Consider the following 25,447-nt stretch of genomic DNA (forward strand, 5'->3'; position numbering starts at 1 on the left):
CCGGGCGTCTCACGGATGCCACTCGACCGGGTGGTTTGAAACGCGGAAGACCGCGCAGGCGCATGACGTCGGCCGGTGCCGTTCCGCAGGCCCGGACGCATGGCACCGGTGCCGTTCCGCAGGTCCACCCGCGCGACGCCGCCCCGCAGGGGGAGGCCCGCCGGGCGGTCCCTCACCCCTCCAACAGCCGCTGCCCCACGTACTCGCCCTTCGCCGCCCCACCCGGCACCGCGAAGAGCCCGCTCGCCTCGTGCCGGACGAACTGCGACAGGGCGTCGCCGCGGTCCAGCTTCCGCTGCACGGGGACGAAACCGCGCAGCGGATCGGCCTGCCAGCAGATGAACAGCAGACCCGCGTCCGGTACCCCGTCGGAGGCGATGCCGTCGTGGTACGAGAACGGGCGGCGCAGCATGGCCGCCCCGCCGTTCTGGTCGGGGCGCGTGACACGGGCGTGGGCGTTGACGGGGACGACGAGGTCGCCGGCCTTGTCGGTCTTCTCCAGGTCCATCGCGGTCGTCTCGGTACCCCCGGACAGGGGTGCCCCGTCGGACTTGCGGCGCCCGATGACGTTCTCCTGCTCGGCGACCGACAACTGCTCCCAGTCGTCGAGGAGCATGCGGATCCGGCGTACGACGGCGTAGGAGCCGTTCGCCATCCAGGCGGGCTGCCCGCTGCCCGGGACGAAGATCCGCCGGTCGAAGTCGGAGGCGTCCGGCTTCGGATTGCGCGTGCCGTCGATCTGCCCCATGAGGTTGCGGGCGGTCATCGGGTGGGCGGTGGCACCCGGCGACCGATTGAAACCGTTCATCTGCCAGCGCACCCGGGCCGCGCTGCCGGCGTCCTTCTGGATCGCGCGCAGGGCGTGGAAGGCGACGAGGGCGTCGTCGGCGCCGATCTGCACCCACAGGTCGCCGTTGCTGCGGGCCTTGTCGAGCCGGTCGGAGGAGAACTCCGGCAGCGGGGCGAGAGCGTCCGGACGCTGCTTCTCGAGCCCGGTCCGGGTGAAGAAGCTGCGGCCGAAGCCGAAGGTGACGGTCAGCGAGGACGGTCCCGCGTCACGGGCGACGTCCGTGTCGCCGTGCGCCACCGGCTCGCCCGCCATCAGCCGCTCGGCCGTCTGCGACCAGCGGCGCAGCAGCGCGGCGGCCTCCTTGCGGCCCGCTTTGGCGGTCAGGTCGAAGGCGATGAGGTGGCCGCGGGCCTGGAGGCCCTCCGTGATGCCGGGCTGATGTTTCCCGTGAAACATCGCCCGGTCCGCGCCCAGGGAGGTGAGCGGGGTGGCCTGTGCGGGGGCGGCGGTGTAGCCCGCGGCGGCGCCGGCCGTGCCGAGCACGAGCCCGGTGGCGCCGGCGGTGCCGAGCAGGGCCCGCCGGGAGACGCCCTCCGGGGTGCGGGGCGAACGGGGGGCGTTGCCGTCGGCGGGGGTGCGGGCCTTCGGTACGGACTGGTCGGTCATGGTGGGGTATCAGCCGATCTGTGCGTTCTTGGAGACGGTCACCTGGTCGATGTCGGAGGTCCGCACGGTCACGGCGACCTTCCAGTCGCCGGCCACGGGGATCTGTATGTCGCTCGCCGACCAGTGTCCGGTGGTGACGCGGTCGGGAACGACGGGCAGCGGTCCGAGGTCCTTCGCCGTGAGGCTGAAGGCGATCTTCACCTCGGGGATGTCGTAGGCGCGGCCGTCGGGGCGGGTGACGTAGACGTGCAGTGCGTTCGCGCCCGTCCGCGCCGGGTCGAGGTCGACACTCACGACGCCCTTGCCGTCCGGACCGCCGGTGTCGAAGGACATGTCCAGGGTCAGTGCCCCCCTGGCGGACGCGGCGGAGGATGAGGCAGCCCTGGCGGCCTCCTCGGTGCGTCCGGGCTCCGTCTGGGTCAGCGCCGTGGTCACCGCGAGCAGGACCACGGCGACGCCGGCTTCGGCGAGCACGGAGCGCCGCAGCCCGAACCGGTTGGAGTCGGCGTCCCGTTCCCGCTTCCGCCGCGCCGCGTCCACCGCGGCACGCTGCCGGGCGAGCTGGGCGGCACGGGCGGAGCCGCCCGGGTTCCCCGCACCGGCGCCCGCGTCCTCCGTACCGCCGTCCGTGTTCTGCGCTCCGCCGTCCGCCGGCGCCCCACCGCCGTCCGCCGTGACCGCGTCAGCGCCCCCGCCCGCCAATCCGCCCCCGCCGTCCGCCGGTTCGCCGTCTCCCCGCGCCCGCGCCGTGGAGCCGGCGGGTGCGGTGATCCGCCGGTTCTCGGGGGTGGGCCGGGCCGCTGGGGCGCCGGCCGGGTCCGTCAGCCGGGCGGTCCACCGGCGCGAGACCGAGGCGATCGCGACAAGCAGGGCCACGAGCCCGGCCTTGGCCAGGAGCAGCTGCCCGTAGCCGGTGCCCGTCAGCGCCGACCAGGAGCCGAGCTGCCGCCACGACTGGTAGGTGCCGGTGGCGACCAGCGCGACGACGCTGCCGAAGGCGACCGTGGAGAAGCGGCGCACGGCCGAGGCGGTCACCGGGGTGCCGGCGGGCGCGCCGTACAGCCCCACGAGGAGCGCGGTGAGCCCGCCGAGCCAGGCGGCGACGGCGAGCAGGTGGACGACGTCCACGGGCATGGCGACGCCCGGCTGGAGCCCGGTCGAGGCGTGCTCGGACATGGCCCAGCTCGCGGCGATCCCGACGGCCACGACGGATCCGCCGAGCGCGAGCCCGAAGGTCAGGTCCCGCTTCTCGGCGTCCTCACGCCGGTCCCAGGCGCCGAAGAGCACGGAGATGAACAGGGCCGCCGCGCCGAGCAGCAGCAGTCGGGAGACCAGCGCCGCGCCCGTCCTGGTCTGCAGGACCTGGCCGAGAAGGTCGAGGTCGAGGATGTCGGAGGCCTTGCCGGAGGTGGTGTAGGCGCCCCGCAGGAGGAGCAGTCCGAGCGTGGCCGCGGTGAGCGCGAGCCACCCGGCGACCACGAGGCGCTGCACGGCCCGCACCCCGCAGCCGCCCGGCCAGCAGGCGAGCACGAACGCGGCGCCGCCGACCAGGACGACGAACCCGGCGTAGGACACGTACCGCCCGAAGCCGTACAGCCCGCCGACCAGGCCCCCGCCCGCCTCCTGCCCGCCGAGGGCCACGGTGGTCGTGGAGGGGGCGCCGACGGAGAAGGTGTAGGCGCCGGAGACGGGGTGGCTGTCGGCGGAGACCACCTGGTAGGCCACCGTGTACGTGCCGTCGGGCAGCCCGCCGCGGAGCTGGACGGCGTAGGTGGTGCCGCTCACCTCCGCGGGGTCTCCCTTGTCGACGCGTGTGCCCCGGGGATCGAGGACGCGCAGGGAGTCGTCGTTGAGGGCCACCTTCTCGGAGAAGGTGAGGTTGACCTGGTCGGGAGCCCGGTCGACCACCGCCCCCTGCGCGGGGGCGCTGCCGGTGAGCGCGGCGTGCGCGGAAGCCGGCGAGGCTCCGGCGAGCAGGGCGCCCGCGACGGCCAGGAGCAGCACCACCAGGGCGCGCAGACGGGGGGCGGTGGTCCGGGTCACTGCGGTCCCCCTCCCTCAGTGTCCGCTGGCCGGCTGGTACGTCGCCGGCTCGACCGGTATCGCGACCCTCACGGTGCCGGACTCGGCGAAGTGCAGCTGGACGTCGACGGTGTCGCCCTGCTTCGGCTTGCGCTTGAGCATCTCGAACATCAGGTGGTTGCCGCCGCTCTCGAAGACGAGCCTGCCGTGCGCGGGCACGTCGAGGGAGGCCGCCTCCTGCATCGACGTGCCGACGGTGCGGTGGAGGGTGACGCTGCCGGCGGCGTCGCTGGTGACGGACGTCAGCCTGTCGCCGCTGTCGCCGTCGTTGGTGATCGTCAGGAAGCCGGCGGCCATGTCGGAGACCGGCTGCGGCATGTAGGCGGCGCTGACCGCCAGGTCGGGTGCGTCGTCGCCGGATCCGCAGCCTGTGAGCAGGAGTGCCCCGGCCAGGACCGCGGCGGACGCGGTGGACGCCGTGGACGACGGAGACAGGGTGGTGCGCCTCACGGGGTCTCCCCCTTGACGATCTCGGGAAGGTCCGCGGTGTAGTCGTCGACGGTGGCGTCCTTGCCGTACACGAGGTAGCCGGCGTCCGTCTTCGGCGAGAAGGCGATGACCTGGGTGCCGTGGGTGGAGACGATCTTGCCGTTCTTGTCCTTGTGCGGCGGCTCGATGCTGATGCCCAGGGTGCGGGCGCCGGCCTGGACGGTGGCGAAGTCGCCGGTGAGGCCGACCACCTGGGGGTCGATGCCCTTGAGCCAGGAGCCGAGCGCGGCGGGGGTGTCGCGTTCGGGGTCGGTGGTGACGAACACGATCCGCAGCTCGTCCTGTTCCGCCCTGGGCAGCTTGCTCTTGGCGACGGCGAGGTTGTTCATCGTCAGGGGGCACACGTCGGGGCAGTGGGTGTAGCCGAAGTAGACCAGGGTCGGCCGGCCCTTGGTCTCCTTGCGGAAGTCGTACGTCTTGCCGTGGGTGTCGGTCAGCACCAGGTCGGGCTTCTCGAACGGCTTGTCGAGGACGGTCACGGCCTTGTCCGAGGCGGACTCCTCCGAGACAACGGCGATGGGGCCGGAGGTGTCGTCGCCACTGCCACAGGCGGAGAGTGTGAGGGCGGCGGCGGCGAACAGCGCCGCCGCGGCGAACGTCTTCTTGCGCATAGCGAAATGTCCCATAGGGGTGAGAGGCGGCACGCGCAGGGGCCCCGGAGGCCGGTACGGCCCCTGCGCGTGCCGTGGGGAACGGGCGTCAGGCGGCGCTGCGGCGGCGGCCGGCGAGGACGCCGAAGGCCACGCCCGCCACGCCGGCGACGATGCCCACGACGCCCAGGACCCGGGCGGTGGTGTCGGTGCCGTCGCCGTCGGACGCGGTGGTCGCGGCGGCGTTCGCGGTGTCGTCGGAGGCCTTCGCCGCGCCCGCGGCGGCGGGCGCGTGCTCGTCCTCGGTGGCGGAGAGCGTCAGCACGGGCGCCGGGTGCTCCGGCTCGTCCTGTCCCTGCTGCGGCACCTCGATCCAGCGGACGACCTCCTTGTCGGAGTACGTCTGGATCGCCTTGAACACGAGTCGGTCGGCGTCCTCGGGGAGCGTGCCGACGGAGAGCGGGAACTTCTGGAAGAAGCCGGGCTCGATCCCCTGGCCGGTCGCGGTCCAGGTCACCTTGGAGACCGCTTCGGTGATCTTCTTGCCGTGCATCTCCAGCGGCTTGGCGAGTTCGGACCTGGTGACGTCGATCTTCCAGCCGTCGATCGGCTCGGGCATCACCGAGGCCAGCGGGTGGCCGGTCGGGAAGGTCACCTCCAGCTTGGTCGTCGAGGCGTTGTCGCGCTCATTGGGCACCTTGAAGTCGACGACGGCGTAGCCGCCCTTGGCGGCCGTTCCCTCCGGACGCACGGAGACGTGCGCGAGGGCGGGGGAGGACAGCGCGAGGACGGCGGTGGCGGCCAGGGCGCCGGAGGCGGCGATACGGGAAACCTTCATGGAAGGCAGTACTCCACTTCGAGTGGGTTCGAGTCCGAACGAGTCGGTGGGGAACGGCCGCCGAGCGGCGGCGGCCCCCTGGAGTCCTCTTCGGAGTTCCCGGACGCTCTCTCGGAGCGCGGTGGTCGCGTCGCGTCAGGCGGCGAGGGCGAACGCGGCGGCAGGCGGGCCGCGCCGGATCACCGAGTGCTGGAGTTCCGCCGTGGCCCGGATCCGCGGCGGGAGCAGAGCGGTGCGCGGCAGGCGCGGGCCGTGCTGCGGCGCGGCCGGCAGCCCGGCGAGCAGGGCGCGCACCAGGGCGAGCGCCGCGCGCAGGGACCGCACGAGCGCCCCGTCGGCGACCTCGTGCGCCGACAGCGCCGCCACGTCGGCCAGCCGCAGCACGGCCAGGTCGCCGCGGCGCAGCAGCCAGCCGGCGGCGAGGGCGGCCAGGACGTGGCCGAGCAGCATCGGCAGGGACGGCAGCAGTGACGACATACAGCCCGCGGCCGTGGACACGGCCCCGGCGGGATGGCGTGCGGAGCCGATCGGAGCGATGTGTGCGTCGGCCAGGATCTGCTGGGCCCGGGCCGGGCTGATGCTCGACGCGGTGGCCCCGCACACCAGCCGTGCGGCCTGCGCGACCAGGGAGCCGTCGGAGCCGGAACCGGCCGAGGCGCCCGACGCCCCGGCGGTCTGCTGGCTCAGCCCGAACACGGTGTGCAGCAGGATCTGCCCGATCGCGAGCAGCGCCGCGATCCCGGGCAGCGACCGCGCCCGCCCGGTGAGCGGCACCACGACCACGAGCGCCCCCAGGAATCCCGCCCCCAGGGCCCACAGCGGGACCGTGGCGCAGGAGGCCAGCACGTGCCCCGAGGCGGCCAGCGCGACGCAGACCGCGGAGAACACCGCGGCCCGCAGCAGGCGCAGATCGCGTCCGGCGCGTGCCGGACGCGGGTGGGGACGCGAGGCAGGGGCAGTCATGGCGGGCCCATCATCCCACTGCCCGCCCCACGCCCCGGCGGCAGGTCCACAAGGTGCCGTACGAACGGAAGATCATGTTCTGGTGCGGCTGGTGCCCACCTGGGGTGCCCGGTCTCACATACACCGATTATCGCCCTCGACGCATCCCCCATATGGGCGGGATCACGTCGAATCCGGGCTTACGGCCAGGCGCGGGTGGCAATACGTAACCGTATGTCGAGCCGCGGCCGGGAGGCTGGAGCATGAGCATCTGGTGGTCCCTCCATCTGCGGCGCGATGCCGCGAGCGTGCCGCTGGCCCGGCGCCTGCTGCTCGGCGCCATGGAGACCGCGGGCGTCGACCCGGACATCTCCTACGACATCTCCGTCGCCCTCAGCGAGGCCTGCGCCAACGCCGTCGAGCACGGCGGCGGCACCGTGCCCGGTGGCCTGGCGGGCGCCTATCACGTCACCGCCTACCTCGACGGCGAGAAGTGCCGCATCGAAGTCACCGACTCCGGCCCGGGGTTCGCCCCGCCCGACCTCCCGCGGGCCCACGGCACCGCCCGCCCCGGGGGCACGCCCCTCGCCCGCCCCGCGCACGAGGACGACGAGCACGGCCGGGGCCTCCACCTCATCCGCCAGCTCACCGACCACGTCCACATCGGCACCCGGCCGGGCCGCGGCGGCGCCGTCGTGAGCTTCGACAAGATCCTCAAGTGGCGGGAGGACGCTCCGCTGATGGCGGTGTAGCAGGGGGGCGCCCGCCCCACGTCCCCACGGGTCCGGACCAGGGAAGCGCCGCCCGTCCCCGTGCCTCGCGGCACTCCGCACGTGCGGGGCGGCCACGCCCGCCGCCCCGGGCACGCCACCCGTGCCGCGCCGGCCGACGTGCGGCCCGGGCCGGCCCCCTCGGGGCACGCCGCCGGTGCCCGCGGGTCAGGCGCCCTCCAGCACCGACGCCAGCACCCGGAGCGCCTCGGGGTACGCGCCCTCCCCGGGCGTGCCGTACCCGACGACGATGCCCTGCGGCCGGTCGGTGCCACCCGCGCCGGCGCCGCCCGCACGGCCCGCGGCGGGAGCCGCCGTAGCCCCCGGGAGGTGCCAGTGCTCCCCGAGGGCCCCCACCGCCAGCCCTTCCGCCTCCGCCCGCGCCAGTACCTCCCGCTCGTCGGCGACCTCCACCAGCGCGTGCAGACCGGCCGCGACCCCCCGCACACCCCGTCGGCCGCCCAGCCGCTCCAGCAGCTGGTCCCGGCGGCGCCGGTAGCGCAGCCGGCAGGCGCGCACGTGCCGGTCGTATGCGTGGCTGTCGATCAGCTCGGCGAGCGCCAACTGGCCGATCGCCTCGGTGTGATGGTCGCTGTGCAGCTTGGCGTCGGCGACCGCGTCGACCAGGTGCGGCGGCAACACCGTCCAGCCCAGCCGCAGCCCGGGCCCGAGGGTCTTGGACGCGGTCCCCAGGTACGCCACCCGGTCCGGAGCCATGCCCTGCAGTGCGCCCACGGGCTGCCGGTCGTAGCGGAACTCGCCGTCGTAGTCGTCCTCGACGATCAGTCCGCCCCGCGCGCGTGCCCAGTCGGTCAGCGCCCGCCGGCGCTCGGGGTGCAGGGTCACGCCGGTCGGGTACTGGTGCGCCGGGGTCACGACGACGGCCGAGACATCGTCCAGGGCGTCGGCGCGGGCGCCCCGTTTGTCGACCGGTACCGGTACCACCGTCGCGCCGTTGCGCCGCACGACCTCCCGGTGGAAGGGCAGCCCGGGGTCCTCCAGGGCGATGGCGGCACCGTCCAGCACCCGCGTCAGCAGGGCCAGCCCCTGTACGTACCCGGAGGTGACGACGATCCGCTCCGGGGGCGCGACGACACCCCGCGCACGCCCGAGGTACGCCGACAGCGCCCGCCGCAGTTCGATGCGCCCGCGCGGATCGCCGTAGTCGTACGCACGTGAGGGCGCCGTGGCGACGGCCCGGCGCAGCGCCCGCAGCCAGGCCGCCGCCGGGAACGCCCCGACGTCCGGGCTGCCGGGCCGCAGGTCGAAGCGGGGGGCACGCGCGTGTGCCGCCGACCCGGGCACCGCGGCGGCGACCGCGGGCAGGGAGGCGACCCGCGTCCCCGATCCCTGCCGGGCGGTCAGATAGCCCTCCGCGACGAGCTGGTCGTAGGCGGCCTTCACGGTGTTCCGCGCCAGCCCCAGTTCCTCCGCCAGCCGCCGGGTCGCGGGCAGCCGCCCACCGGGCGCAAGCCGGCCGTCGCGCACGGCGTCCCGCAGGGCCCGCTCCAGTCCGGCCCGCCGTCCTTCGCGGGCGTCGGCTTCGAGGTGCAGATCGACACCGCAGCCGCGCAAGAAGTCGTTCACCCGTCCCCCTCGGTGACCGCGCCGCCCCAGGGTGGCGCGGGGACACACGACCGGTCCGCGGCGGGCGCCGCGGACCACGACGACGGCCGGGCACCCCAGGGCGCCCGGCCGTCGGATCGGTGTCAGCCCCTGAGCGAGGCCATCCAGGCCTCGACCTCGTCCGACCGCCGCGGCAGCGCGGCGGACAGGTTGCGGTTGCCGTCCTCCGTGACGAGGATGTCGTCCTCGATGCGGACGCCGATGCCCCGGTACTCCTCCGGAACCGTCAGGTCGTCGGCCTGGAAGTACAGGCCCGGCTCGACGGTCAGGCACATCCCCGGCTCCAGGACGCCCTCCACGTAGCTCTCGGTCCGCGCGGCGGCGCAGTCGTGGACGTCCATGCCGAGCATGTGCCCGGTGCCGTGCAGCGTCCACCGGCGCTGCAGGCCCAGCTCCAGCACCCGCTCGACCGGTCCTTCGACCAGGCCCCACTCGACGAGACGCTCGGTGAGCACCCGCTGCGCGGCGTCGTGGAAGTCGCGGTACTTGGCACCCGGCTTCACCGCCGCGATGCCGGCCTCCTGCGCGTCGTGCACGGCGTCGTAGATCCTCTTCTGGATCTCGCTGAAGCGGCCGTTGACCGGCAGCGTGCGCGTGACGTCCGCGGTGTAGTAGGTGTGCGTCTCCACACCGGCGTCCAGCAACAGCAGGTCACCGGAGCGCACGGGGCCGTCGTTGCGCACCCAGTGCAGGGTGCAGGCGTGCGGTCCGGCCGCGGCGATGGTGCCGTAGCCGACGTCGTTGCCCTCCACGCGCGCGCGGAGGAAGAACGTGCCCTCGACGTAGCGCTCGCTGGTCGCCTCGGCCTTGTCGAGGACCTTCACGACGTCCTCGAAGCCGCGCACGGTGGAGTCGACGGCCTTCTGCAGCTCGCCAACCTCGAAGCCGTCCTTGACCAGGCGCATCTCGGAGAGGAAGACGCGCAGCTCGTCGTCCCGCTCGGCGGTGACCTTGTCGGTGAGGGCGGCCTCGACGCCGGCGTCGTAGCCGCGCAGCACGCGGACCGGGCCGGTCGCCTCGCGCAGCGCGTCGGCGAGCTCGCGCACGTCGGAGGCCGGGATGCCGTACAGCTTCTCCGCCTCGGTGAGGGAGTGGCGGCGCCCGACCCACAGCTCGCCCTGGCCGGAGAGCCAGAACTCGCCGTTCTCCCGGTCGGAGCGGGGCAGGAGGTAGATCGTCGCGCGGTGGCCCCCGCCCTTCGGCTCCAGGACGAGGACGCCGTCCTCGGTCTGGTTGCCGGTGAGGTAGGCGTACTCGACGGAGGCGCGGAAGGGGTACTCCGTGTCGTTGGAGCGGGTCTTCAGGTTCCCCGCGGGGACGACGATCCGCTCGCCCGGGAAGCGGGCGGACAGCCGGGCGCGGCGCGCGGCGGTCTCGGCGGCCTGCGCGATCGGCTCCAGGTCCCTCAGCTCGGTGTCCGCCCAGCCGGACTGCATGCTCGCGGCCAGCTCGTCGGAGACGCCCGGGTAGAGGCCGTTCTTGCGCTGCTCGATGGGCTCTTCTTCAGAGATCTCCGGGGTCTCCGGGAGCTCTTCCGCCACGGTCATCCTCCTTGGATACGGCACTGGACCCGCCCCCTGCTCGCGGTTTCGTGCGAGCAGGAGGTCCCCTCATCGTACGGTCGCATGTAAGGGGGCCCAGCGGCGAAGGACCTGTTACACCGGGGCGCTGCTCCACGGCGCCGGACGGCTACTCGAACCGCGCCGCCAGCAGCACCACGTCCTCCTCGGAGTCGGCCGTGTCCAGCCCGTCCGGGAGGACCGTGCGCAGCACGTGCTCGGCGATCGCGTCCGGGTCGTGGCGCAGTGACCTGGGGACGGCGGCCGCCGCGGCGTGCAGCCGGGAGAAGGCCCGGTCGACGGAGTCACCGGTGCGGTGCAGCAGGCCGTCGGAGTACAGCAGCACCGTTTCGCCTGGTTCCGCCGTGAGCTCCACGCTGGGCGCCTCCCAGCAGGCGAGCATGCCGAGCGGGGCGGAGACGGAGGTCTCCACGAACTCGGTACGGCGCTCACCGACGAGCAGCGGCGGGCAGTGCCCGGCTCCCGCCAGGGTGACCTTGCGCAGGGCGGGCTCGCAGTAGGCGAACAGCGCGGTGGCCGAGCGGGCGGGCTCGGTCAGGCGCAACAGCAGCTCCAGGTCGGACAGGACGGCGACCGGGTCCTCGCCCTCCATGACGGCGTACGCGCGCAGCGACGCCCGCAACCGGCCCATCGCGGCGACGGCGCTCGGCCCGGCGCCGGTGACCGAGCCGACGGCGAGGCCCAGCGCGGCGTCCGGCAGCGGCAGCGCGTCGTACCAGTCGCCGCCGCCGCGCGGACCGGTGCGGTGCCGTGCGGCGAGCTGGACGCCGGAGACCCGCGGCAGCCGGGAGGGCAGCAGCTCCTCGCTCATGGTGGCCATGGACGCGCGCGTGCGCTCGACCTCCAGCAGGCGCGAGAGGTGCTCGGCGGCGTAGCGCGCGTACAGGCCGATCAGGTGCTGCCGGCGTTCGTCGGGCTCGGCGGGCTCGTCGTAGAGCCACACGGCGGCGCCGAGCCGGCCGTCGGCTTCGGTGGCCAGCGGCAGGGCGTAACTGGCCGCGTAGCCGAGGCGGGCGGCGACCTCGCGGTGGCGCGGGTCCGGACCGTCCTCGGCGAGCAGGTCCGGCTCGGCCACTGCGTCGTCGCAGCCGGGCAGGCCGTCCAGGATGCGGCCGTAGGACAGGGCGCTGCGCGGCACGGTCTCGATGTGGCCGAGGTCGGCGCGGCCCAGACCGAGGCCGATGGTGGTGTCGGGGCCGAGACCGTCGGCCGGTTCCAGGACGACGAGTCCGCGGCGGGCGCCGACGAGGGAGGCTCCCGCTTCCAGCAACTCCTTCAGCCCCTCGTCGAGGCCGGCCGTGCGGGCCAGGCGCTCGGTGAGTTCGTGGAGGGTCGTGAGGTCCGAGACCCAGCCGGCGAGGCGGTCCTGGAGCAGGGCGCCGGGGGCGTGGGGCGGCGGAACGGGGGAGCCTGCGGGCGCGGGCGCGACAGTGTGGGCGGGCGCGGGAACCGTTGAGTCGATTCCGGCCACTTTGGAAGGGTGAGGGGCGTTCATGGTGTCCGGCTTTCCGACCGGTGCGGATTGCTCAAAAGCATCGCAAAACCCCCATGTCATTCTGCGCCGCTAGCAGTGTCTCCACATGTACACGCACTCGTGAGGGGATGTCCAGCATTGTCCTGCGGGGATTCCTGGTGTCCATGGGGTCCGGGATGCTTTTGACGGCTTCCGCGGGTAACCCCTTGCGGAATAGTGAAGTTGGCCTAAAACTGCCTCGGGTAACGGGTGATTGCGGTCGACTGGGCTCGCTCCACAGAGCGTCACTGCGGTCGTGATGGGTACGTACTCGGTAAGGGCCGGGGGTGGTTGGGGCCACCTGGAACCTGGTGACCGGACCGGGCGTCCTATCCACCGACGACCGTGCCCCATCCTCTCGTGGCGGAGGCGGAGAGAAATACGCGGGACGGCAAAACGCCATACTTCGCCACCCCACGCCACGCCCATGCTTGAGCTAGACGCACTAGGGACGGAGCGGCTGACGCTCCGCCCGTGAGGGGTTCCCCTTGCCGTGCGCACGGGGAGTGATGCGCCAGCTGATACGCACAGTGAAGTGATCGACACATGGTGTGATGTGGCCCACGGTGTTGCCAGGCGTGCAACGGAAAGGAACGAGCGCTCATGCGCGAGATCCTCGGAAGGCGACGCAGGCGTCTGTCCCAGCGGAAGGACGGGAGCCCTGAGTTGATCAGCGCGGCCCTGACCTTCGCGACGGAGTGGCGGTGGCCCGTGCTCCCGGGTGTGGCGGCCGACCCCCAGGGGCGGTCCCGCTGCGACTGTCCCGACCCCGAGTGCACCGTGCCCGGTGCCCATCCCTTCGAGCCCGGTCTCCTCGCCGCCACCACCGACGAGCGCATGGTGCGCTGGTGGTGGACCAACCGGCCCGCGGCGCCGATCATCCTGGCCACCGGGGGTGCCCTCGGCCCCGGCGGCGCCGGGAGCGGGGGAGGCCGCGCGCCCTGCGCCGTCAGCCTGCCCGCCCTGCCGGCCGCCCATGCCCTCGCCGCCCTCGACCGCATGGGCATCCGCCTGGGCCCGGTCGTCGCCTCGCCCGCCCGCTGGTCGATCCTCGTCCGCCCCTACTCCCTGGAGCAGTTGGGCGAACTGCTGTACGCCAAGGAGTTCGTGCCCGGATCCCTCCGCTTCCACGGCGAGGGCGGATACCTCGCGCTGCCCCCGTCCGAGACCGGCCGGGGCGCCGTCCGCTGGGAGCGTGCGCCGCTGCCGGGCTCGGCCTCACCGTGGGTGCCCGACGTGGAGGCCGTGGTGGACGCGGTGGTCGAGGCCCTCACTCGTACGGGTGTGAGCGCGCCCGAGTTGTAGGGGTGTCCGGCGCGCGCGGAACGGGTCCCGCGTCTCGCCTCGTTATCTTCCCTTGCCATGAACCTTCGTCTCCTCGCCCTCGGGGGCCTCGCGGTCTGCGCCGTCGCCCTGCCGCTGGCCGCGGCCTCCGCGGAGCAGCCCGAGGGCGAGGGGCGCACGGTCGCGCCCGCCGGGGCGCGCGAAGCCGCCTACGGCGACCGGAGCGGCCCGGCTTCCGGCGACCGGAGCGGATCCGCCTCCGGGCGCGGCCCGGCCACCGGCGCCGGTGACGGGAAGGCCCCCACCGCCCGGACGCCCGGCTCACCCCTGCTGCTCGGCCTGGGGGTGGCCACCGCCGCGCGCTGCGGTCCCGAACTCTCCACGCCGGGCGGCATCGAGGCGCAGACCTGCGTGCTGGCGCAGGGTGAGGAGACCTGGGCGCGAACCTACTTCCGCAACGCCACCGGCCGTGACCTGGAGGCCGTCCTGAGCCTCATGGGGCCACAGGGGCGCACGATGCAGATGCACTGCCGGATCGGTTCCGAGGACGAGCCGGGGACGTGCGAGACGCCCAGGGAGCGGACGCGGGGCGCGATGGACGCGTACACGGCGGTCGCGGAGTTCGCCCGGGCCGACGGCGGCGGACCGCTGCTGCTGCGGTCGGGGAGCAATTCCCCGATGCACACGGGCAATTGACTCCGGGTGGTGCTCTGTACACCCAGGCGGGCAAGAAAGAGGCCCGGTTGCTGGCGACGGGGGATGCACCAGCAACCGGGCTACTCGAACGGTAACAAGAGATCGGCCCCAGGCAAATTCGATCTCCTGTCTCCCCCGCCTATTCGGACACCGTCCCACACGGCCGGACAGGGCTTCTTCGGACACCGACTCCCCTGAAACCAAGGGGAGTTGTGACAGGTGTCACCCGTTCCGCAGCGCCGGAACGGGCTGACCGGCCGGTCAGCCCGGGCGAGGCGTTCCCCGTGTGTCAGCTGAGAGTGACCTGGCGGTTGGTGAGTCCACCACGGGCACGGCGCTCCTCCGCGGTCAGCGGCGCGTCCGCGGCCAGGGCACCGGCCAGGCGCCCGGCGAACTCGGCCGCCGGCTTCTCGATGTCGTCGGCACCGACCGAGACGGGCAGGTCCCAGACCGGCACGAGCAGACCGTGGGCGCGGAAGGACCCCACCAGGCGGGTGCCCTCACCGAGGCTCGACGCGCCCGCCGCGTGCAGCCGCGCCAGGGCGTCCAGAAGCTGCTCCTCCGGGTACGGCATGACCCAGCGCAGGTGGTTCTTCTCCGGGGTCCGGCACCAGTAGGCCGCGTCCACGCCGGTCAGCCGCGCGGTCGGGATGGCCGCGGCGTTGGCCCGCTCCAGGGAGGCGGCCACGTCGGGCGTGGCGTTCTCCGCGTCCGGCACCCAGAACTCGAAGCCGCTGTGCACCACCGGCTCGAACGCGGCGCCGGCGTCCAGCACGTCCTGCAGCCGCGGCCCGTCGGCCGGGGCGCGGCGGCCCTGCACCGGGCTGCCCGGCTCCGCCTCCAGGGCGCGCCGCAGGGTGTCGGCGAGGTCGCGGCTGATGTCGCCGGACGCCGTGTCGTTCTGCAGGCCGAGCAGCACCGAGCCGTCGTCGCGGCGCAGCGCGGGCCAGGCCATCGGCAGCACGGTGGCCAGCGTCACGGACGGAACGCCCTCCGGCAGGCCGTCCTTCAGGGGCAGCTCGACCGTGGCGGCCGGGACCAGCTCGCGCAGCGCCACCCAGTCGCACTCGCCCGGCAGCCCCTCGAAGGGGCGCTGCACCAGCTCGGTCGCGGCCTGCGCGGCGGCCCGTCCGTGACAGGCCTTGTAACGCCGTCCGCTGCCGCAGGGGCAGGGCTCGCGGGCGCCGACGACCGGGATCTCTCCCTCCGTGATCTGCGGGCGCCTGCCCTTCGTCTGGGGTCGCTTCTTGGCCATCGTGCGTGTCTCCCGGTTACGGCTCGTCTGATACGGCGCGAGCCTAGCCGTTCAGGCCACGGCCGACGGGAACCCGTGGACGACGCACGGACGACGGAGGGCCGCGGCGCAGCCCCGCGCCACGCCGGGAACGGCGGACACCCGGCAGTCGTCGGCGGGCGGGGCCCGTCCGCCGGCCCGCGCCCGGGGTGCTCCGTCCTGCGCGGACGGAGCGGGGCCCTCCTGCGGGCCGCCGGGCCGGCTCAGTCGAGGGTGTCGAACGCGTCGGCGAAGCCCAGGTCCGGCATCGCCGCCACGGACGGGGCCGCCACCCGGGCGGCGAAGTCGTGGCGCCGGTGCCCCGCGTCCGGGTCGTGCACGTCCTGGTGGACGACGACCCACACCGTGACCTCGCCGTGGATGTCGTCCCGCACACCCCAGTCGTCGGCCAGCGCCGTCACGATGCTGAGCCCGCGACCGCCGTGCGCGGTCACCGACGGGGTGGCCGGGGCCGGACGGGTCGGACCGCCGCCGTCGGTCACCTCGACGACGAGTCTGCCGGTCGGGTCCACGCGCCAGGCGGCCCGCACGTCGCCGTCCCCGGCGAAGGCGTCGCCCAGCGGACGGCCGTGTTTGCACGCATTGCTCAAGAGCTCGGAAAGGATCAGCACGGCATCGTCGACGACCGATTCCGCCACGCCGTACCTGCGCAGCTGCTCGCGCATCCGGTGCCGTGCCTCCCCCACGCCCGCAGGGCCATGGGGCACGGCCATGCTCGACGACGTGGGCACCTCCTGTGCCACCACCAACGCCACCCCCGAGACCTCCTTCGCCCCACGCCACGGTGTGGATGCCCCATTGGCCTGTACCGGAAACCGGCCAATCCTCTTCCGGTGACGCACTCGCCCCGATCGCCCCCCTTCCGAACGCGCCGGAGCACTCCCCGTGATCGGTCCGTCGCCTTCTGTCGCCCTGCGGCGCCCTGCGGCGCCCTCCGTCGCCGGTCACGGCGGTTCCGGTGCGTGGTGTGGAGTTCTGCCGGCCCGCCTCGGGCGCGCCGTCATGTGGTGGCCGTCAGAGGCGTGGGCCCGTGACGGCCGCCGCCCTGCGGGCGGTGTCGCTCAGCGGCCGAGCCGGTGCAGCACCGCCCGCGGGCGGTTGGTGATGATGGCGTCGACCCCCAGGTCGGCGCAGAGATCCACGTCCTCGGCGTCGTTGACGGTCCACACGTGCACCCGGTGGCCGGCCTTCTTCAGGCGCTCCACGTACGCCGGGTGGTTGCGCACGATCCGGATCGAGGGGCCCGCGATCCGGACGCCGACCGGCAGCCGCCCGTCGCGCAGCCGCGGCGAGACGAACTGCATCAGGTACACCGTCGGCAGCGTCGGCGAGGCGGCCCGTACGCGGTGCAGCGACCGGGCCGAGAAGCTCATGATCCGCACCGGTGACTCGGCGGCCGAGGCCGGGGAGTCGAGCCCGAACCGCTTCAGCAGGACGAGGAGCCGTTCCTCGACCTGGCCCGCCCAGCGGGTGGGGTGCTTGGTCTCGATGGCCAGCTCCACGCGGCGCCCGGAGTCGGCGACGAGTTCCAGGAGCCGCTCCAGGGTGAGGACGGACGTCGCCTCCAGGTCCTCGGGGCGGTGCTCCCAGTCGGGTTCCTCGTCCCGGCCGCGCCAGGCTTCGCGGGTCTTCCAGGAGCCGAAGTCGAGCGCGGCGAGGTCGGCGAGCTCCAGTGCCGAGACTGCTCCGCGGCCGTTGGACGTACGGTTGACACGGCGGTCGTGCACACACACCAGGTGGCCGTCCGCGGTCAGCCGCACATCGCATTCCAGGGCGTCCGCCCCGTCCTCCATCGCCTTCCGGTAGGCGGCGAGGGTGTGCTCGGGGGCGTCCTCGGAGGCGCCGCGATGGGCGACGACCTGGATGTGGTGCTGTCGTGCGTGGGTCACCGCGTCATGGTGCCACCGCGACGGGGCAGGTGTCGGGTCGAGGGTGCCGGCAGGTGGCGGCGACACTCCGCGCGTGCGTCCAGTTTGCCGGGAATTTCCTCTATAAAGAGTGGCCGCGGACCCACAGGCACCGCTTATGGTGCTCTGACGGCCCGTGGGAAAAGCTGACGGCATACACCTGCCGTCGGCGAGCATCCGCCGACGGCGCGCATGAGCACTCGCACACCGACCGTGCGCCGGGACGGCAGCAACGCGAACGGGCGCGACCGAGTGCGACCGACAACGACAACAACGACAACAACGACAGCCGTGGATCGAGGAGAAGAGCTGTGAGCACCGAGAACGAGGGCACCGAGGTACCCCCGGCCCCGTCTGCACCCCCTGTGCCGGTGGCGTCTCCCGCAACTCCCTCGCACCCCGCCGCCCCTGAGCACACGCCGCAGCCCGCACCGGAGAGCGGCGCCGCCACCGCCCAGCCACCGGCCGTCCCCGCGGGTCACCAGGAACAGCCGCCCCATCACGCCCGGCCGGCCGCGCCCTACGCGTCGGCCCAGGGCGGCACCGACCCGCAGCACCCCGCCGGGGACCCCTCGGCCCCGGGTGCGGCTCCCGCCCCCTCCTCCGCCCCGCACGCCGGGTGGCCGCCCCCGCCGCCCCCCACCCTGCCCGGGTACGCCGACGGCGGCGCCGGCTCGGGCGCCGGCTGGGGCGCGTCCTACCAGCAGCAGCCCGCGCCGAAGAAGCCGGGCCGCGGCGGACTCGTCGCGGCCGTCCTGGTGGCCGCGCTGATCGCCGGCGGAGTGGGCGGCGGCATCGGCTACCAGCTGGCCAAGGGCAACGACGGCAACGGCTCGACGACCGTGTCCGCCTCCACCAGCGGCGGCGACGTCAAGCGCGACCCCGGCACGGTCGCCTCCGTCGCCGCGAAGGCGCTGCCCAGCACGGTCACCATCGAGGCCGAGTCCACCAACGGCGAGGGCGGCACCGGTACCGGCTTCGTCTTCGACACCCAGGGCCACATCGTCACCAACAACCACGTGGTCGCGGACGCCGTCGACGGCGGCACCCTGACGGCGACCTTCCCCGACGGCAAGAAGTACGACGCCACGGTGGTCGGCCACGCCCAGGGCTACGACGTCGCGGTCATCAAGCTGAAGAACGCGCCGTCCGACCTCAAGCCGCTGCCCCTCGGCAACTCCGACGAGGTGGCGGTCGGCGACACCACGATCGCGATCGGCGCCCCCTTCGGCCTGTCCAACACGGTGACGACCGGCATCATCTCCGCCAAGAACCGCCCGGTCGCCTCCAGCGACGGCCGTGGCAGCCAGGCCTCCTACATGAGCGCGCTGCAGACGGACGCCTCGATCAACCCGGGCAACTCCGGCGGCCCCCTCCTCGATGCCCAGGGCAACGTCATCGGCATCAACTCCGCCATCCAGTCCACCAGCGGCGGCGGCCTGGGCGGGTCCGGCCAGTCCGGCTCCATCGGCCTCGGCTTCGCCATCCCGATCAACCAGGCCAAGTACGTCGCCCAGCAGCTGATCAAGACGGGCAAACCCGTCTACGCCCGGATCGGCGCCTCGGTCTCCCTGGAGAACACCACCGACGGCGCGAAGATCACCGACCAGGGCGCCGGCGGCTCGGCCGCCGTCGAGCCCGGTGGTCCCGCCGCCCAGGCCGGCCTCAAGCCCGGGGACGTCATCACCCAGCTCGACGACCACGTGATCGACTCCGGCCCCACCCTGATCGGCGAGATCTGGACCCACAAGCCCGGCGACAAGGTCACCCTCACCTACGAACGCAACGGCAAGAGCCACACGGTCCAGCTGACCCTGGGCGCCCGCTCCGGCGACAGCTGACCTGCGCCTGGGCGCCCGCGCCGCGAGGTGGGCGCCCGCACCGCGACAGCTGACCCGGTGACCGTCGGGGCCCCGGGCCCGGGCGCGGCAGGGCCCCACTCCCCGCGGCCACCGGGCCCGCTCTCACCCCGGACGCCAACCGGACTCGGCACCCGCCCACGCCGCGGGGCCGGTAGGCTGTAGCCGCTCCGCCCCTGGTGGGCGGTGCGGGGAGGTGTGCCCGAGCGGCCGAAGGGAACGGTCTTGAAAACCGTCGTGGCAGCGATGTCACCGTGGGTTCAAATCCCACCGCCTCCGCAGGTCATAGACGTGCTGGTCAGAAGGGGTGCCCCTCATCGAGGGGCACCCCTTCTGCATCGGGCCTGTCTCGCCTTCATCCGGCCCTGTCGCGTTGTGGATCGGTGCGTGTGGACCAGACGTGGACCAGACGTGGACCAAGAACCGGCGGACCGGGGCCAGGAACCCGCTGGTCAGCGCGCACGCTCTGGCGGAGGCGGGCCAGCAAGTGGGCGTCGAGGAAGCCCCGCTCGGATGCCGGGTCGTGGAGCAGCCGCGCGAACGTGACAAGCCCGGCCTTGGCCAGCAGCTCGGCGAACCGGTCCACCGGCCAGCTGTAGGCGCGCGTCACCTTGTGGTCGAAGCGGACCGGCTCCGGTCCGTCGGTCGCGAAGAACGAGACCAGGAGCAGGCCCCCTGGTGCCAGGACACGTACCTGCTCGGCGAGTAGCGCTGGCAATTCCTCGGGCGGGGTATGGATCATCGAATAGTGGGCCAGCACACCGCCGAGTGCGCCGTCCTCGATCGGCAGGGCCTCCATCCGTGCCTCGTCAAACCGCAGCGCCGGGTGGGCCCGCCGGGCATGTTCGACCATGCCCGGGGAGAGGTCGAGCCCGAAGGCGTCCAACCCCAGGTCGTGCAGCATGGCCGTCAGATGTCCAGGCCCGCACCCGACATCGGCTGCTCGCGGGTTCCCCGTCCCGCGCACCAACTCGGCGAAGGTGCCGATCATGTTCCGCGAGAACGGCTGCGTCTCCAACCGATCAGCGAACATTGACGCATACAGCTCGACGACCCCGTCGTAGGCCGCCCTGGTCTCGTCCTGGTGCTCCGTCACGGGGACGGAAGCTAGCAACCGAGCGCAACGACGGCATACGGAGTCCGTGATCGCCGGCTGGGCAATCGGAGTAGGGGGCCGTTGGCACCCCTCAGGGCAAGCTGCACGATCCTACGGACCAGAAGGTCGTGTGGGCGGGCGAGCCCTGACCTACTCTCGGCGGGTGCGGGCACAGCACCAGACGGTCAGGAGATGCTCGGCAAAGGCGCGGGTGTCCCGTGCATCGGACGTCGGGCATCTCAGGACACCCATTCTTGACGGCACCTCTGGCGGCAACGGCGGCACACAAAGGCCCGTCGCGTCCGGCGCTGTCGACGGCGACTGGGGACAGCACCCGACATCAGTGAAGCTGCGCCATCTTGAAGTGGCTGGTCAGGGTGCTGGTGTGATGTCGTTTCGGGGTGCTCGTGCGGGTCGTGGGCGGCAGTCTGGGGTGTAGATCGTCTGGCAGGAGTGGGTTTGTGGATTCCCGTCCGTCGTCGCGGGTGCCGCTTCTGCGCTCCGGCCCATGATGGATCCCGAGGTGTTGGAGCGGATCGCCGCGCGGCGTGCGGAGCTGGACGGCTCGAAGAGCAGCTGGTCAAGCAGCTGTCGGAGGTACGAGCTGAGCGCGATGGGCCGGCCGTGGCCGAGCGGGTGTGGCAGCGGATGAGCGAGCAGCTCGCCGACGAGCGCACGGAGGCCGGGTCGCCGGTCCAGGTGGCAGGTCGGGCTGTGCGGCTGGTCCCGGACCGTGGGCCGGGGGTGGCTGAGTCCGCACTGCCGGCGGAGTACCAGCGCATCCTGACCGCGGTGCGGCAGGCCGCCGGCCCGGTCTCCACCCGGCAGATCGGCGAGGTGCTGGGCTTGGTCACCGGGACACGGGGCAAGCCGGAGCCGTTGCGCGGGAAGCTCACGAAGCTGGCCGACCGCGGCTGGCTGCACAAACGACCCGACGGGAAGTTCACCACCCGCTGGTGAACGGTCCGCACGCGATCGGGGCGTAACCAAGGTGCCCCCGGCGGCTGTCGGAATTGTGTGACGAAAACCAAAGGTGCGCCGTGAAGCGCGAGTTGTTCGAGTGGCGATGAAAGGACGCCACCGCCGCTCTGTCGCAGCGGGGCGGTTGAAGCTGAGGGCAGCCCGACCCGGGAGGTGCCGGGAAGGGTGGCAAGCGGCCCTGACAAAGCCGGGACGTATCAGCACTGCCAGATGGTGCGGGTCCGGCAAGCGAGACGGAAAGGAGTACGCGAGGAACCGGCGTTGACGCCTCCTTACTCGTCACCAGCTCGAACCTGGCGGATCTGGGCTGGATGCGGTGAGTCCCTGCCTTGCTTTGGGGGCGGGGAACTTCCCGGGCGGTTGCTATGTGCCGTCCGGGGAGGCCACGACGAAGTGCTGCGGGGTAGTCGTGGCGATGCCGCGGGGGTATAGCCGGGCTCCTACTCCGTCGATCGAACGACACGTGAACACGGGAACTGTTCCGGTCCTGACCTGGGACAACGCCTCCAGTGCGGTCGCAGGCTGGGCCCACCGTCGGCCGACCGGGCCGGGACAGGGCGGAGCCGCCGTAGTACTCCGAGCCGGGGAGAGCCTGGCACATGGGGAAGGGCGGCAGCGGAATCGAGAAGGGAAGGAGGCTGCAATGCCGAAAGACGCGCCGCTGAACAGCGGTGCACCAGAGGCCCCCATGGGGTCTCACCAGCGGGTATCGGGGATGCAGACCAAACTTCACCGTTGGGCGGCGGCCGATGAGGGCCGCAGGTTCGACGATCTGTTCAACCTCGTGTGCGACCCGGCGACGCTACTGGTGGCGTTCGAACGGGTCGCGGGAAACAAAGGGGCCAAAACACCCGGGGTGGACGGCCTCACCGCCGTCAACGTCGAGCGCAAGATTGGCCCCTACGGGTTCCTGGAGGATCTTCGTCATGTACTGAAATCGGGTGAGTTTCGCCCGCTGCCGGTACGCGAGCGTAAGATCCCCAAACCGGGTGGTTCGGGCAAGGTCAGAAGCCTAGGCATTCCGACCATCGCCGACCGCGTGGTCCAGGCAGCCCTCAAGCTGGTGCTGGAGCCGATCTTCGAGGCCGACTTCAAGCCGGTCTCCTACGGCTTCCGGCCTCTGCGGCGGGCACATGACGCGATCGCCGAGATCCACTTCTCTGGCACCCACGGCTACCGCTGGGTCCTGGACGCGGACATCGAGGCGTGCTTCGACTCGATCGACCACACGGCCCTGATGGACCGGGTGCGAGCGCGAGTCAAGGACAAGCGCGTGCTGCGGCTGGTCAAGGCGTTCCTCAAGGCCGGCGTCCTTACCGAGGACAACAACCGCGAGGACACCCTCACCGGCACCCCGCAAGGCGGCATCCTCTCCCCGCTTCTGGCGAACATCGCCCTGTCGGCGTTCGATGAGCACTTCACCAGGCCGTGGGAGCCGGGCGGGGAGATGGCCACCGGCAACCTGCGCAAACGTCGCCGTGCTGCCGGACATCCGAACTGGCGCATCGTCCGCTACGCGGACGACTTCGTGGTTCTGGTCGACGGCGAGCGCGACGACGTCGAGGCGCTGCGCGAGGATATCTCCGAGATGTTGCAACCGCTCGGTCTTCGCCTCTCCGAGGCAAAGACACAGGTGGTGCACATGGCGGACGGGTTCGACTTCCTGGGGTTCCGCATCCAGTGGCGCCGCAAGCGAGGAACGGACAAGTGGTACGTCTACACCTTCATCGCTGACCGGCCCATCCGGCAGTTGAAGGACAAGATCCGTGCCCTGACGAACAGAACGTCGCAGCACAACCCCAGGGACGTGTTGATCAGGCTCAACCAGATCATGCGCGGCTGGGCCAACTACTTCAAGCACGCAGTCTGCAAAGCCACCTTGAGTTCCCTGGCCAGCTTCACGTGGCACCGGGTGATCAGCTGGTGGATGGCGCTGCACCGCTGGAAGTGGAAGGACGTCCGCCGACGCCTCACCGACCACAACGGACGGTGGCAAAGGCCCTCGGCTGATGGGATCGAATTGTTCGACCTCCAGGCGGTGACGGTCACCCGCTACCGCTACAGAGGCAACAGGATCCCCAACCCCTGGACACGTCTCAACCACGCCTGAACGGCTGAGTCCGTGGAGAGCCCGGTACTCGGAGACGGGTACGCCGGGTTCGGCGAGCGGCACGGAGAAACGGACCGGTGGCAACACCAGCACCGCGCTCCGTGCCGACTCAACAGCACGCCGGGGACAGCGTGTCCCTGGTCTACCAGTGCCGCCTGCCGCTGTCCACGCGCACCTGAACTACCTCGCCGACCTACTGCGACGCCGTCTCAAAGCGATACGGTCGAGGTGGCGGGCGCTGCCGCCCGGGAAGATCGCGGTGATCGTCTTGGCCGTGCTGCGGCACGATCAGCGCCTGGCCGACATGGCCGGCGGCAATGACATCTCCGCCACCACCATCCGGCGCTGGCGCGACGAGCTGATCCACCTGCTGGCCGCGAAGGCCCCTCGCCTGGATCGCGCCTTGAAGAAGATCGCCCCGCGGGGCGGCGGGGGCGTCCTGACCGACGGCACCCTCATTCCCACCCAGCGCCGTACCGGAGAGGCGAACCGCCCGAACTACTCCGGCAAGCATCGCCGCCACGGCCTGCTCGTCCTCGCGCTGACCGACGAGCGGGGCCGTCTGGTGTGGATATCGGCCGCCCGGCCCGGCCGCACCCACGACATCACCGCCGCCCGCCGCGACCCGCGTCCGGGCCCGCCTGCGTGCTGCCGGCCTCGGTGCCCTGGCCGGCCTCGGCTTCCTCGGCCTGGACGACGACGGGGACGATCCCGTGGTCGTCCCCGGCTTCAGGGCCACCCGCGCCCGCGAGCTCACCCCCCGCCGAGAAGGAGGCCGACCGGGTCCTGGCCGCCGGACGCGTCCCCGTTGAACGCGGCTTTGCCCACCTGAAGAACTGGAGGATCCTCGCCAAGCTCCGTACTGACCCCGCGCGCGCCACCCACCTGTTTCGCGCGCTGCTCGTCCCGACGAACCTCGAGGCCACTACCGGAAATTGATCTCTACCGCAGGCAGCCCACGACCAGCACAAGCACCGCGGAACAGCGTCAGCGGGCCGGGATCGGCTGGGTGAGGTTCACGGGGTTGCCGTCGGGGTCTTGGATGTGGGCGACGCGCTGTCCCCACGGCATGTCGTTGGGGCCACTGCGGACCGAGCCGCCCAGCGCCGTCACCCGGCCGAGCGTCTCGTCGACGTCGTCGACAGCGATGCTGAGCAGGATCCGCGGCGCCGCTCCAGTCCCCGGGTTCGCCTTGGCCACCAGCCCGAGGTCGGTGTCGCCGATGCGCAAGCCGAGGTAGAAAGCCGGGCCTTCCGCTGGCACTCGGAAGATCTCCTCAGCGCCGAACAATTTCGTATAGAAGCCGAGCAGAACGTCCTGGTCGGCAGTCACGATCACTGGCTGGATAGTGGACATCGCACTCCTGTCGAGAACGGGCGTGTCGCTGGGTAGACCGTTCGAGGACGGTCAACTCATCGGCAAACCACCCCGCCGGACGATCTACACGCCAGACTGCCGCCCACGACCAGCACGAGCACCCCGAAACGACACCACCAGCACCCTGACCAGCCACTTCAAGATGGCGCAGCTTCAATGAACTATGCACGATCACAGGCATGTCGAGCATCATCGCGGGCGTATCTGAGCACGTGTACTCAGGGCACGGCAGCCGTGCGGCGGCGAGGATCGGGGGCACACCGAATGACTGGAGGGGGTCATGAACACGCCTCGCAGGACGAGCCGCCCTACCACCGTTGTGTGGCCCGGAAGGGTCCGCCTCGCCGCCGCCGCTCTCGCCAGCGCGGCGGCCGTGGTGGCACTTACCGGATGCGCCGGTGTCGCGTACAAGGAGGACGTCTGCAGCAGCGGCGAGTACCCCGTCCTGTCCGTGGGCGGTACAGGTTCCGCCTGTGTGTCGGACAAGACAGAGCCTCCGTCGGGATTCGTGAGATACCCGGAGGGCAAGGTGCCGCAGCAGGTCGACGACAAGTGGGACAAGTACTGGGACACCCACACACTCGACAAGGACGGCCACATCATCGACGTCCCGGCTGCCGGCTGATCCGGACAGCCCCATCCGGCGGGCGTAGGCGCCGTGTGTCGCATGTCCGGAGAAGCCGGCAGCATCGGTCCCCCCGGAGTGGATGCCCTTGGGCAGCAGAGTGGAGCCGGTGGACCCCGTGTGGACCACGGCTCCGCGCCGGTGCGGCTTCTCGCAGACACTTTTGATCGCTGCCGTCACGGCTACGGCGCCGACGCCTCCACCGACGTTCGAGTCGCCACCAGGAGGTCCCGGCCGTGCGCGTCACCTCGCCGATTCCCGCCTGCTCCCGACGTCGGTTTGTTCACGGGCCTGTCTCAGATGGACCGAGTCGGCCCTTCGTGGGGTGCGGC

21 protein-coding genes, 1 tRNA gene and 1 pseudogene are annotated in these 25,447 nt (G+C 72.4%); 9 read left to right on the top strand and 14 right to left on the bottom strand.

Going from position 1 to position 25,447, the window contains the following annotated elements:
- Positions 1-172: 172 nt before the first annotated feature.
- The 6 genes from efeB to I3F54_RS14950 all read right to left on the bottom strand — a co-directional run bounded on the left by efeB (position 173) and on the right by I3F54_RS14950 (position 6,418).
- Positions 173-1,456, bottom strand: a complete 1,284-nt coding sequence (gene efeB, locus I3F54_RS14925) for an iron uptake transporter deferrochelatase/peroxidase subunit (protein ID WP_240119226.1) — start codon at positions 1,454-1,456, stop codon at positions 173-175.
- Between the two features lie 9 nt (positions 1,457-1,465).
- Positions 1,466-3,499 carry a copper resistance protein CopC gene (locus I3F54_RS14930; RefSeq protein WP_240119227.1) on the bottom strand — a complete coding sequence of 678 codons (2,034 nt, stop codon included), beginning with the start codon at positions 3,497-3,499 and terminating at the stop codon, positions 1,466-1,468.
- A 15-nt stretch (positions 3,500-3,514) separates the two neighbouring features.
- Positions 3,515-3,988 (bottom strand): copper chaperone PCu(A)C, encoded by a 474-nt coding sequence (locus I3F54_RS14935; RefSeq protein ID WP_240119228.1) that lies wholly within the window; start codon positions 3,986-3,988, stop codon positions 3,515-3,517.
- Positions 3,985-4,638, bottom strand: a complete 654-nt coding sequence (locus tag I3F54_RS14940; protein ID WP_240119229.1) for an SCO family protein — start codon at positions 4,636-4,638, stop codon at positions 3,985-3,987. The genes I3F54_RS14935 and I3F54_RS14940 overlap by 4 nt, the downstream gene beginning before the upstream one ends.
- 88 nt (positions 4,639-4,726) lie before the next feature.
- The gene (locus I3F54_RS14945; protein ID WP_240119230.1) at positions 4,727-5,455 is read right to left on the bottom strand and encodes a YcnI family protein; all 729 of its coding nucleotides are present in this window, start codon (positions 5,453-5,455) and stop codon (positions 4,727-4,729) included.
- Between the two features lie 135 nt (positions 5,456-5,590).
- Positions 5,591-6,418, bottom strand: coding sequence for a hypothetical protein (locus I3F54_RS14950; RefSeq protein ID WP_240119231.1), 828 nt, complete (start codon positions 6,416-6,418; stop codon positions 5,591-5,593).
- 242 nt (positions 6,419-6,660) lie between these two features.
- Between I3F54_RS14950 and I3F54_RS14955 the strand changes: the two genes are divergently transcribed.
- Positions 6,661-7,149, top strand: coding sequence for an ATP-binding protein (locus tag I3F54_RS14955; RefSeq protein WP_240119232.1), 489 nt, complete (start codon positions 6,661-6,663; stop codon positions 7,147-7,149).
- Between the two features lie 186 nt (positions 7,150-7,335).
- Here the strand turns inward: I3F54_RS14955 and I3F54_RS14960 are convergent, their stop codons facing one another.
- The 3 genes from I3F54_RS14960 to I3F54_RS14970 form a co-directional block, all read right to left on the bottom strand.
- Positions 7,336-8,754: a PLP-dependent aminotransferase family protein gene (locus I3F54_RS14960; protein ID WP_240119233.1), complete on the bottom strand. Its 1,419-nt coding sequence runs from the start codon at positions 8,752-8,754 to the stop codon at positions 7,336-7,338.
- A 122-nt stretch (positions 8,755-8,876) separates the two neighbouring features.
- The gene (locus I3F54_RS14965) at positions 8,877-10,340 is read right to left on the bottom strand and encodes an aminopeptidase P family protein (RefSeq protein ID WP_240119234.1); all 1,464 of its coding nucleotides are present in this window, start codon (positions 10,338-10,340) and stop codon (positions 8,877-8,879) included.
- A gap of 142 nt (positions 10,341-10,482) precedes the next feature.
- Complete coding sequence (locus I3F54_RS14970; RefSeq protein ID WP_275677473.1) at positions 10,483-11,868, bottom strand: PP2C family protein-serine/threonine phosphatase; 1,386 nt, start codon at positions 11,866-11,868, stop codon at positions 10,483-10,485.
- A 621-nt stretch (positions 11,869-12,489) separates the two neighbouring features.
- On the opposite strand from I3F54_RS14970, the gene I3F54_RS14975 reads away from it, so the two are divergent.
- Both I3F54_RS14975 and I3F54_RS14980 read left to right on the top strand, forming a co-directional pair.
- Entirely contained in the window at positions 12,490-13,191 is a 702-nt protein-coding gene (locus I3F54_RS14975; RefSeq protein ID WP_240119236.1) for a bifunctional DNA primase/polymerase, read from the top strand.
- Positions 13,192-13,248: 57 nt separating this feature from the next.
- Positions 13,249-13,866 carry a hypothetical protein gene (locus I3F54_RS14980; RefSeq protein WP_240119237.1) on the top strand — a complete coding sequence of 206 codons (618 nt, stop codon included), beginning with the start codon at positions 13,249-13,251 and terminating at the stop codon, positions 13,864-13,866.
- Positions 13,867-14,155: 289 nt separating this feature from the next.
- On the opposite strand, the gene I3F54_RS14985 is transcribed toward I3F54_RS14980, so the two are convergent.
- From I3F54_RS14985 to I3F54_RS14995, 3 genes are all read right to left on the bottom strand, one after another.
- Positions 14,156-15,121: a DUF5926 family protein gene (locus tag I3F54_RS14985; RefSeq protein WP_240119238.1), complete on the bottom strand. Its 966-nt coding sequence runs from the start codon at positions 15,119-15,121 to the stop codon at positions 14,156-14,158.
- A gap of 242 nt (positions 15,122-15,363) precedes the next feature.
- Positions 15,364-16,002 carry an ATP-binding protein gene (locus I3F54_RS14990; RefSeq protein ID WP_240119239.1) on the bottom strand — a complete coding sequence of 213 codons (639 nt, stop codon included), beginning with the start codon at positions 16,000-16,002 and terminating at the stop codon, positions 15,364-15,366.
- Positions 16,003-16,221: 219 nt separating this feature from the next.
- Positions 16,222-17,049, bottom strand: coding sequence for a glycerophosphodiester phosphodiesterase (locus I3F54_RS14995; RefSeq protein WP_240119240.1), 828 nt, complete (start codon positions 17,047-17,049; stop codon positions 16,222-16,224).
- Between the two features lie 329 nt (positions 17,050-17,378).
- Here I3F54_RS14995 and I3F54_RS15000 point away from each other — a divergent pair, with 329 nt between their 5' ends.
- Together I3F54_RS15000 and I3F54_RS15005 are read left to right on the top strand one after the other, a co-directional pair.
- Entirely contained in the window at positions 17,379-18,908 is a 1,530-nt protein-coding gene (locus I3F54_RS15000) for a S1C family serine protease (RefSeq protein ID WP_240119241.1), read from the top strand.
- Positions 18,909-19,118: 210 nt separating this feature from the next.
- A tRNA-Ser gene (locus tag I3F54_RS15005) sits at positions 19,119-19,205 on the top strand.
- Positions 19,206-19,401: 196 nt separating this feature from the next.
- Here the strand turns inward: I3F54_RS15005 and I3F54_RS15010 are convergent.
- Positions 19,402-20,022, bottom strand: a pseudogene (locus tag I3F54_RS15010) (class I SAM-dependent methyltransferase); the annotation flags it as partial.
- A gap of 624 nt (positions 20,023-20,646) precedes the next feature.
- Here I3F54_RS15010 and I3F54_RS15015 point away from each other — a divergent pair.
- From I3F54_RS15015 to I3F54_RS15025, 3 genes are all read left to right on the top strand, one after another.
- Positions 20,647-20,982 carry a hypothetical protein gene (locus tag I3F54_RS15015; protein WP_240119242.1) on the top strand — a complete coding sequence of 112 codons (336 nt, stop codon included), beginning with the start codon at positions 20,647-20,649 and terminating at the stop codon, positions 20,980-20,982.
- 664 nt (positions 20,983-21,646) lie between these two features.
- The gene (gene ltrA / locus I3F54_RS15020; protein ID WP_240119243.1) at positions 21,647-23,113 is read left to right on the top strand and encodes a group II intron reverse transcriptase/maturase; all 1,467 of its coding nucleotides are present in this window, start codon (positions 21,647-21,649) and stop codon (positions 23,111-23,113) included.
- A gap of 304 nt (positions 23,114-23,417) precedes the next feature.
- Positions 23,418-23,945, top strand: coding sequence for a transposase family protein (locus I3F54_RS15025; protein WP_240119262.1), 528 nt, complete (start codon positions 23,418-23,420; stop codon positions 23,943-23,945).
- 155 nt (positions 23,946-24,100) lie between these two features.
- On the opposite strand, the gene I3F54_RS15030 is transcribed toward I3F54_RS15025, so the two are convergent.
- The gene (locus I3F54_RS15030; RefSeq protein WP_240119244.1) at positions 24,101-24,469 is read right to left on the bottom strand and encodes a VOC family protein; all 369 of its coding nucleotides are present in this window, start codon (positions 24,467-24,469) and stop codon (positions 24,101-24,103) included.
- 301 nt (positions 24,470-24,770) lie between these two features.
- Here I3F54_RS15030 and I3F54_RS15035 point away from each other — a divergent pair, with 301 nt between their 5' ends.
- On the top strand, positions 24,771-25,115 hold the full coding sequence (locus tag I3F54_RS15035) for an SCO0607 family lipoprotein (protein WP_240119245.1): 345 nt from the start codon (positions 24,771-24,773) through the stop codon (positions 25,113-25,115).
- The last annotated feature ends 332 nt before the right edge of the window (positions 25,116-25,447 follow it).

Origin of the sequence: Streptomyces sp. MUM 2J (assembly GCF_022414535.1) — a bacterium.
Lineage (GTDB): Bacteria > Actinomycetota > Actinomycetes > Streptomycetales > Streptomycetaceae > Streptomyces.

Excerpts from the sequence above, each read along its gene's own strand:
- I3F54_RS14975 (WP_240119236.1), top strand. The coding sequence starts at position 12,490 with ATGCGCGAGATCCTCGGAAGGCGACGCAGGCGTCTGTCCCAGCGGAAG.
- I3F54_RS15025 (WP_240119262.1), top strand. The coding sequence starts at position 23,418 with ATGGCCGGCGGCAATGACATCTCCGCCACCACCATCCGGCGCTGGCGC.
- I3F54_RS14980 (WP_240119237.1), top strand. The coding sequence starts at position 13,249 with ATGAACCTTCGTCTCCTCGCCCTCGGGGGCCTCGCGGTCTGCGCCGTC.
- I3F54_RS15035 (WP_240119245.1), top strand. The coding sequence starts at position 24,771 with ATGAACACGCCTCGCAGGACGAGCCGCCCTACCACCGTTGTGTGGCCC.
- I3F54_RS14950 (WP_240119231.1), bottom strand. The coding sequence starts at position 6,418 with ATGACTGCCCCTGCCTCGCGTCCCCACCCGCGTCCGGCACGCGCCGGA.
- I3F54_RS15030 (WP_240119244.1), bottom strand. The coding sequence starts at position 24,469 with ATGTCCACTATCCAGCCAGTGATCGTGACTGCCGACCAGGACGTTCTG.
- I3F54_RS14955 (WP_240119232.1), top strand. The coding sequence starts at position 6,661 with ATGAGCATCTGGTGGTCCCTCCATCTGCGGCGCGATGCCGCGAGCGTG.
- I3F54_RS14940 (WP_240119229.1), bottom strand. The coding sequence starts at position 4,638 with ATGCGCAAGAAGACGTTCGCCGCGGCGGCGCTGTTCGCCGCCGCCGCC.
- I3F54_RS14970 (WP_275677473.1), bottom strand. The coding sequence starts at position 11,868 with ATGAACGCCCCTCACCCTTCCAAAGTGGCCGGAATCGACTCAACGGTT.
- ltrA (WP_240119243.1), top strand. The coding sequence starts at position 21,647 with ATGCCGAAAGACGCGCCGCTGAACAGCGGTGCACCAGAGGCCCCCATG.
- I3F54_RS14985 (WP_240119238.1), bottom strand. The coding sequence starts at position 15,121 with ATGGCCAAGAAGCGACCCCAGACGAAGGGCAGGCGCCCGCAGATCACG.
- efeB (WP_240119226.1), bottom strand. The coding sequence starts at position 1,456 with ATGACCGACCAGTCCGTACCGAAGGCCCGCACCCCCGCCGACGGCAAC.
- I3F54_RS14965 (WP_240119234.1), bottom strand. The coding sequence starts at position 10,340 with ATGACCGTGGCGGAAGAGCTCCCGGAGACCCCGGAGATCTCTGAAGAA.
- I3F54_RS14945 (WP_240119230.1), bottom strand. The coding sequence starts at position 5,455 with ATGAAGGTTTCCCGTATCGCCGCCTCCGGCGCCCTGGCCGCCACCGCC.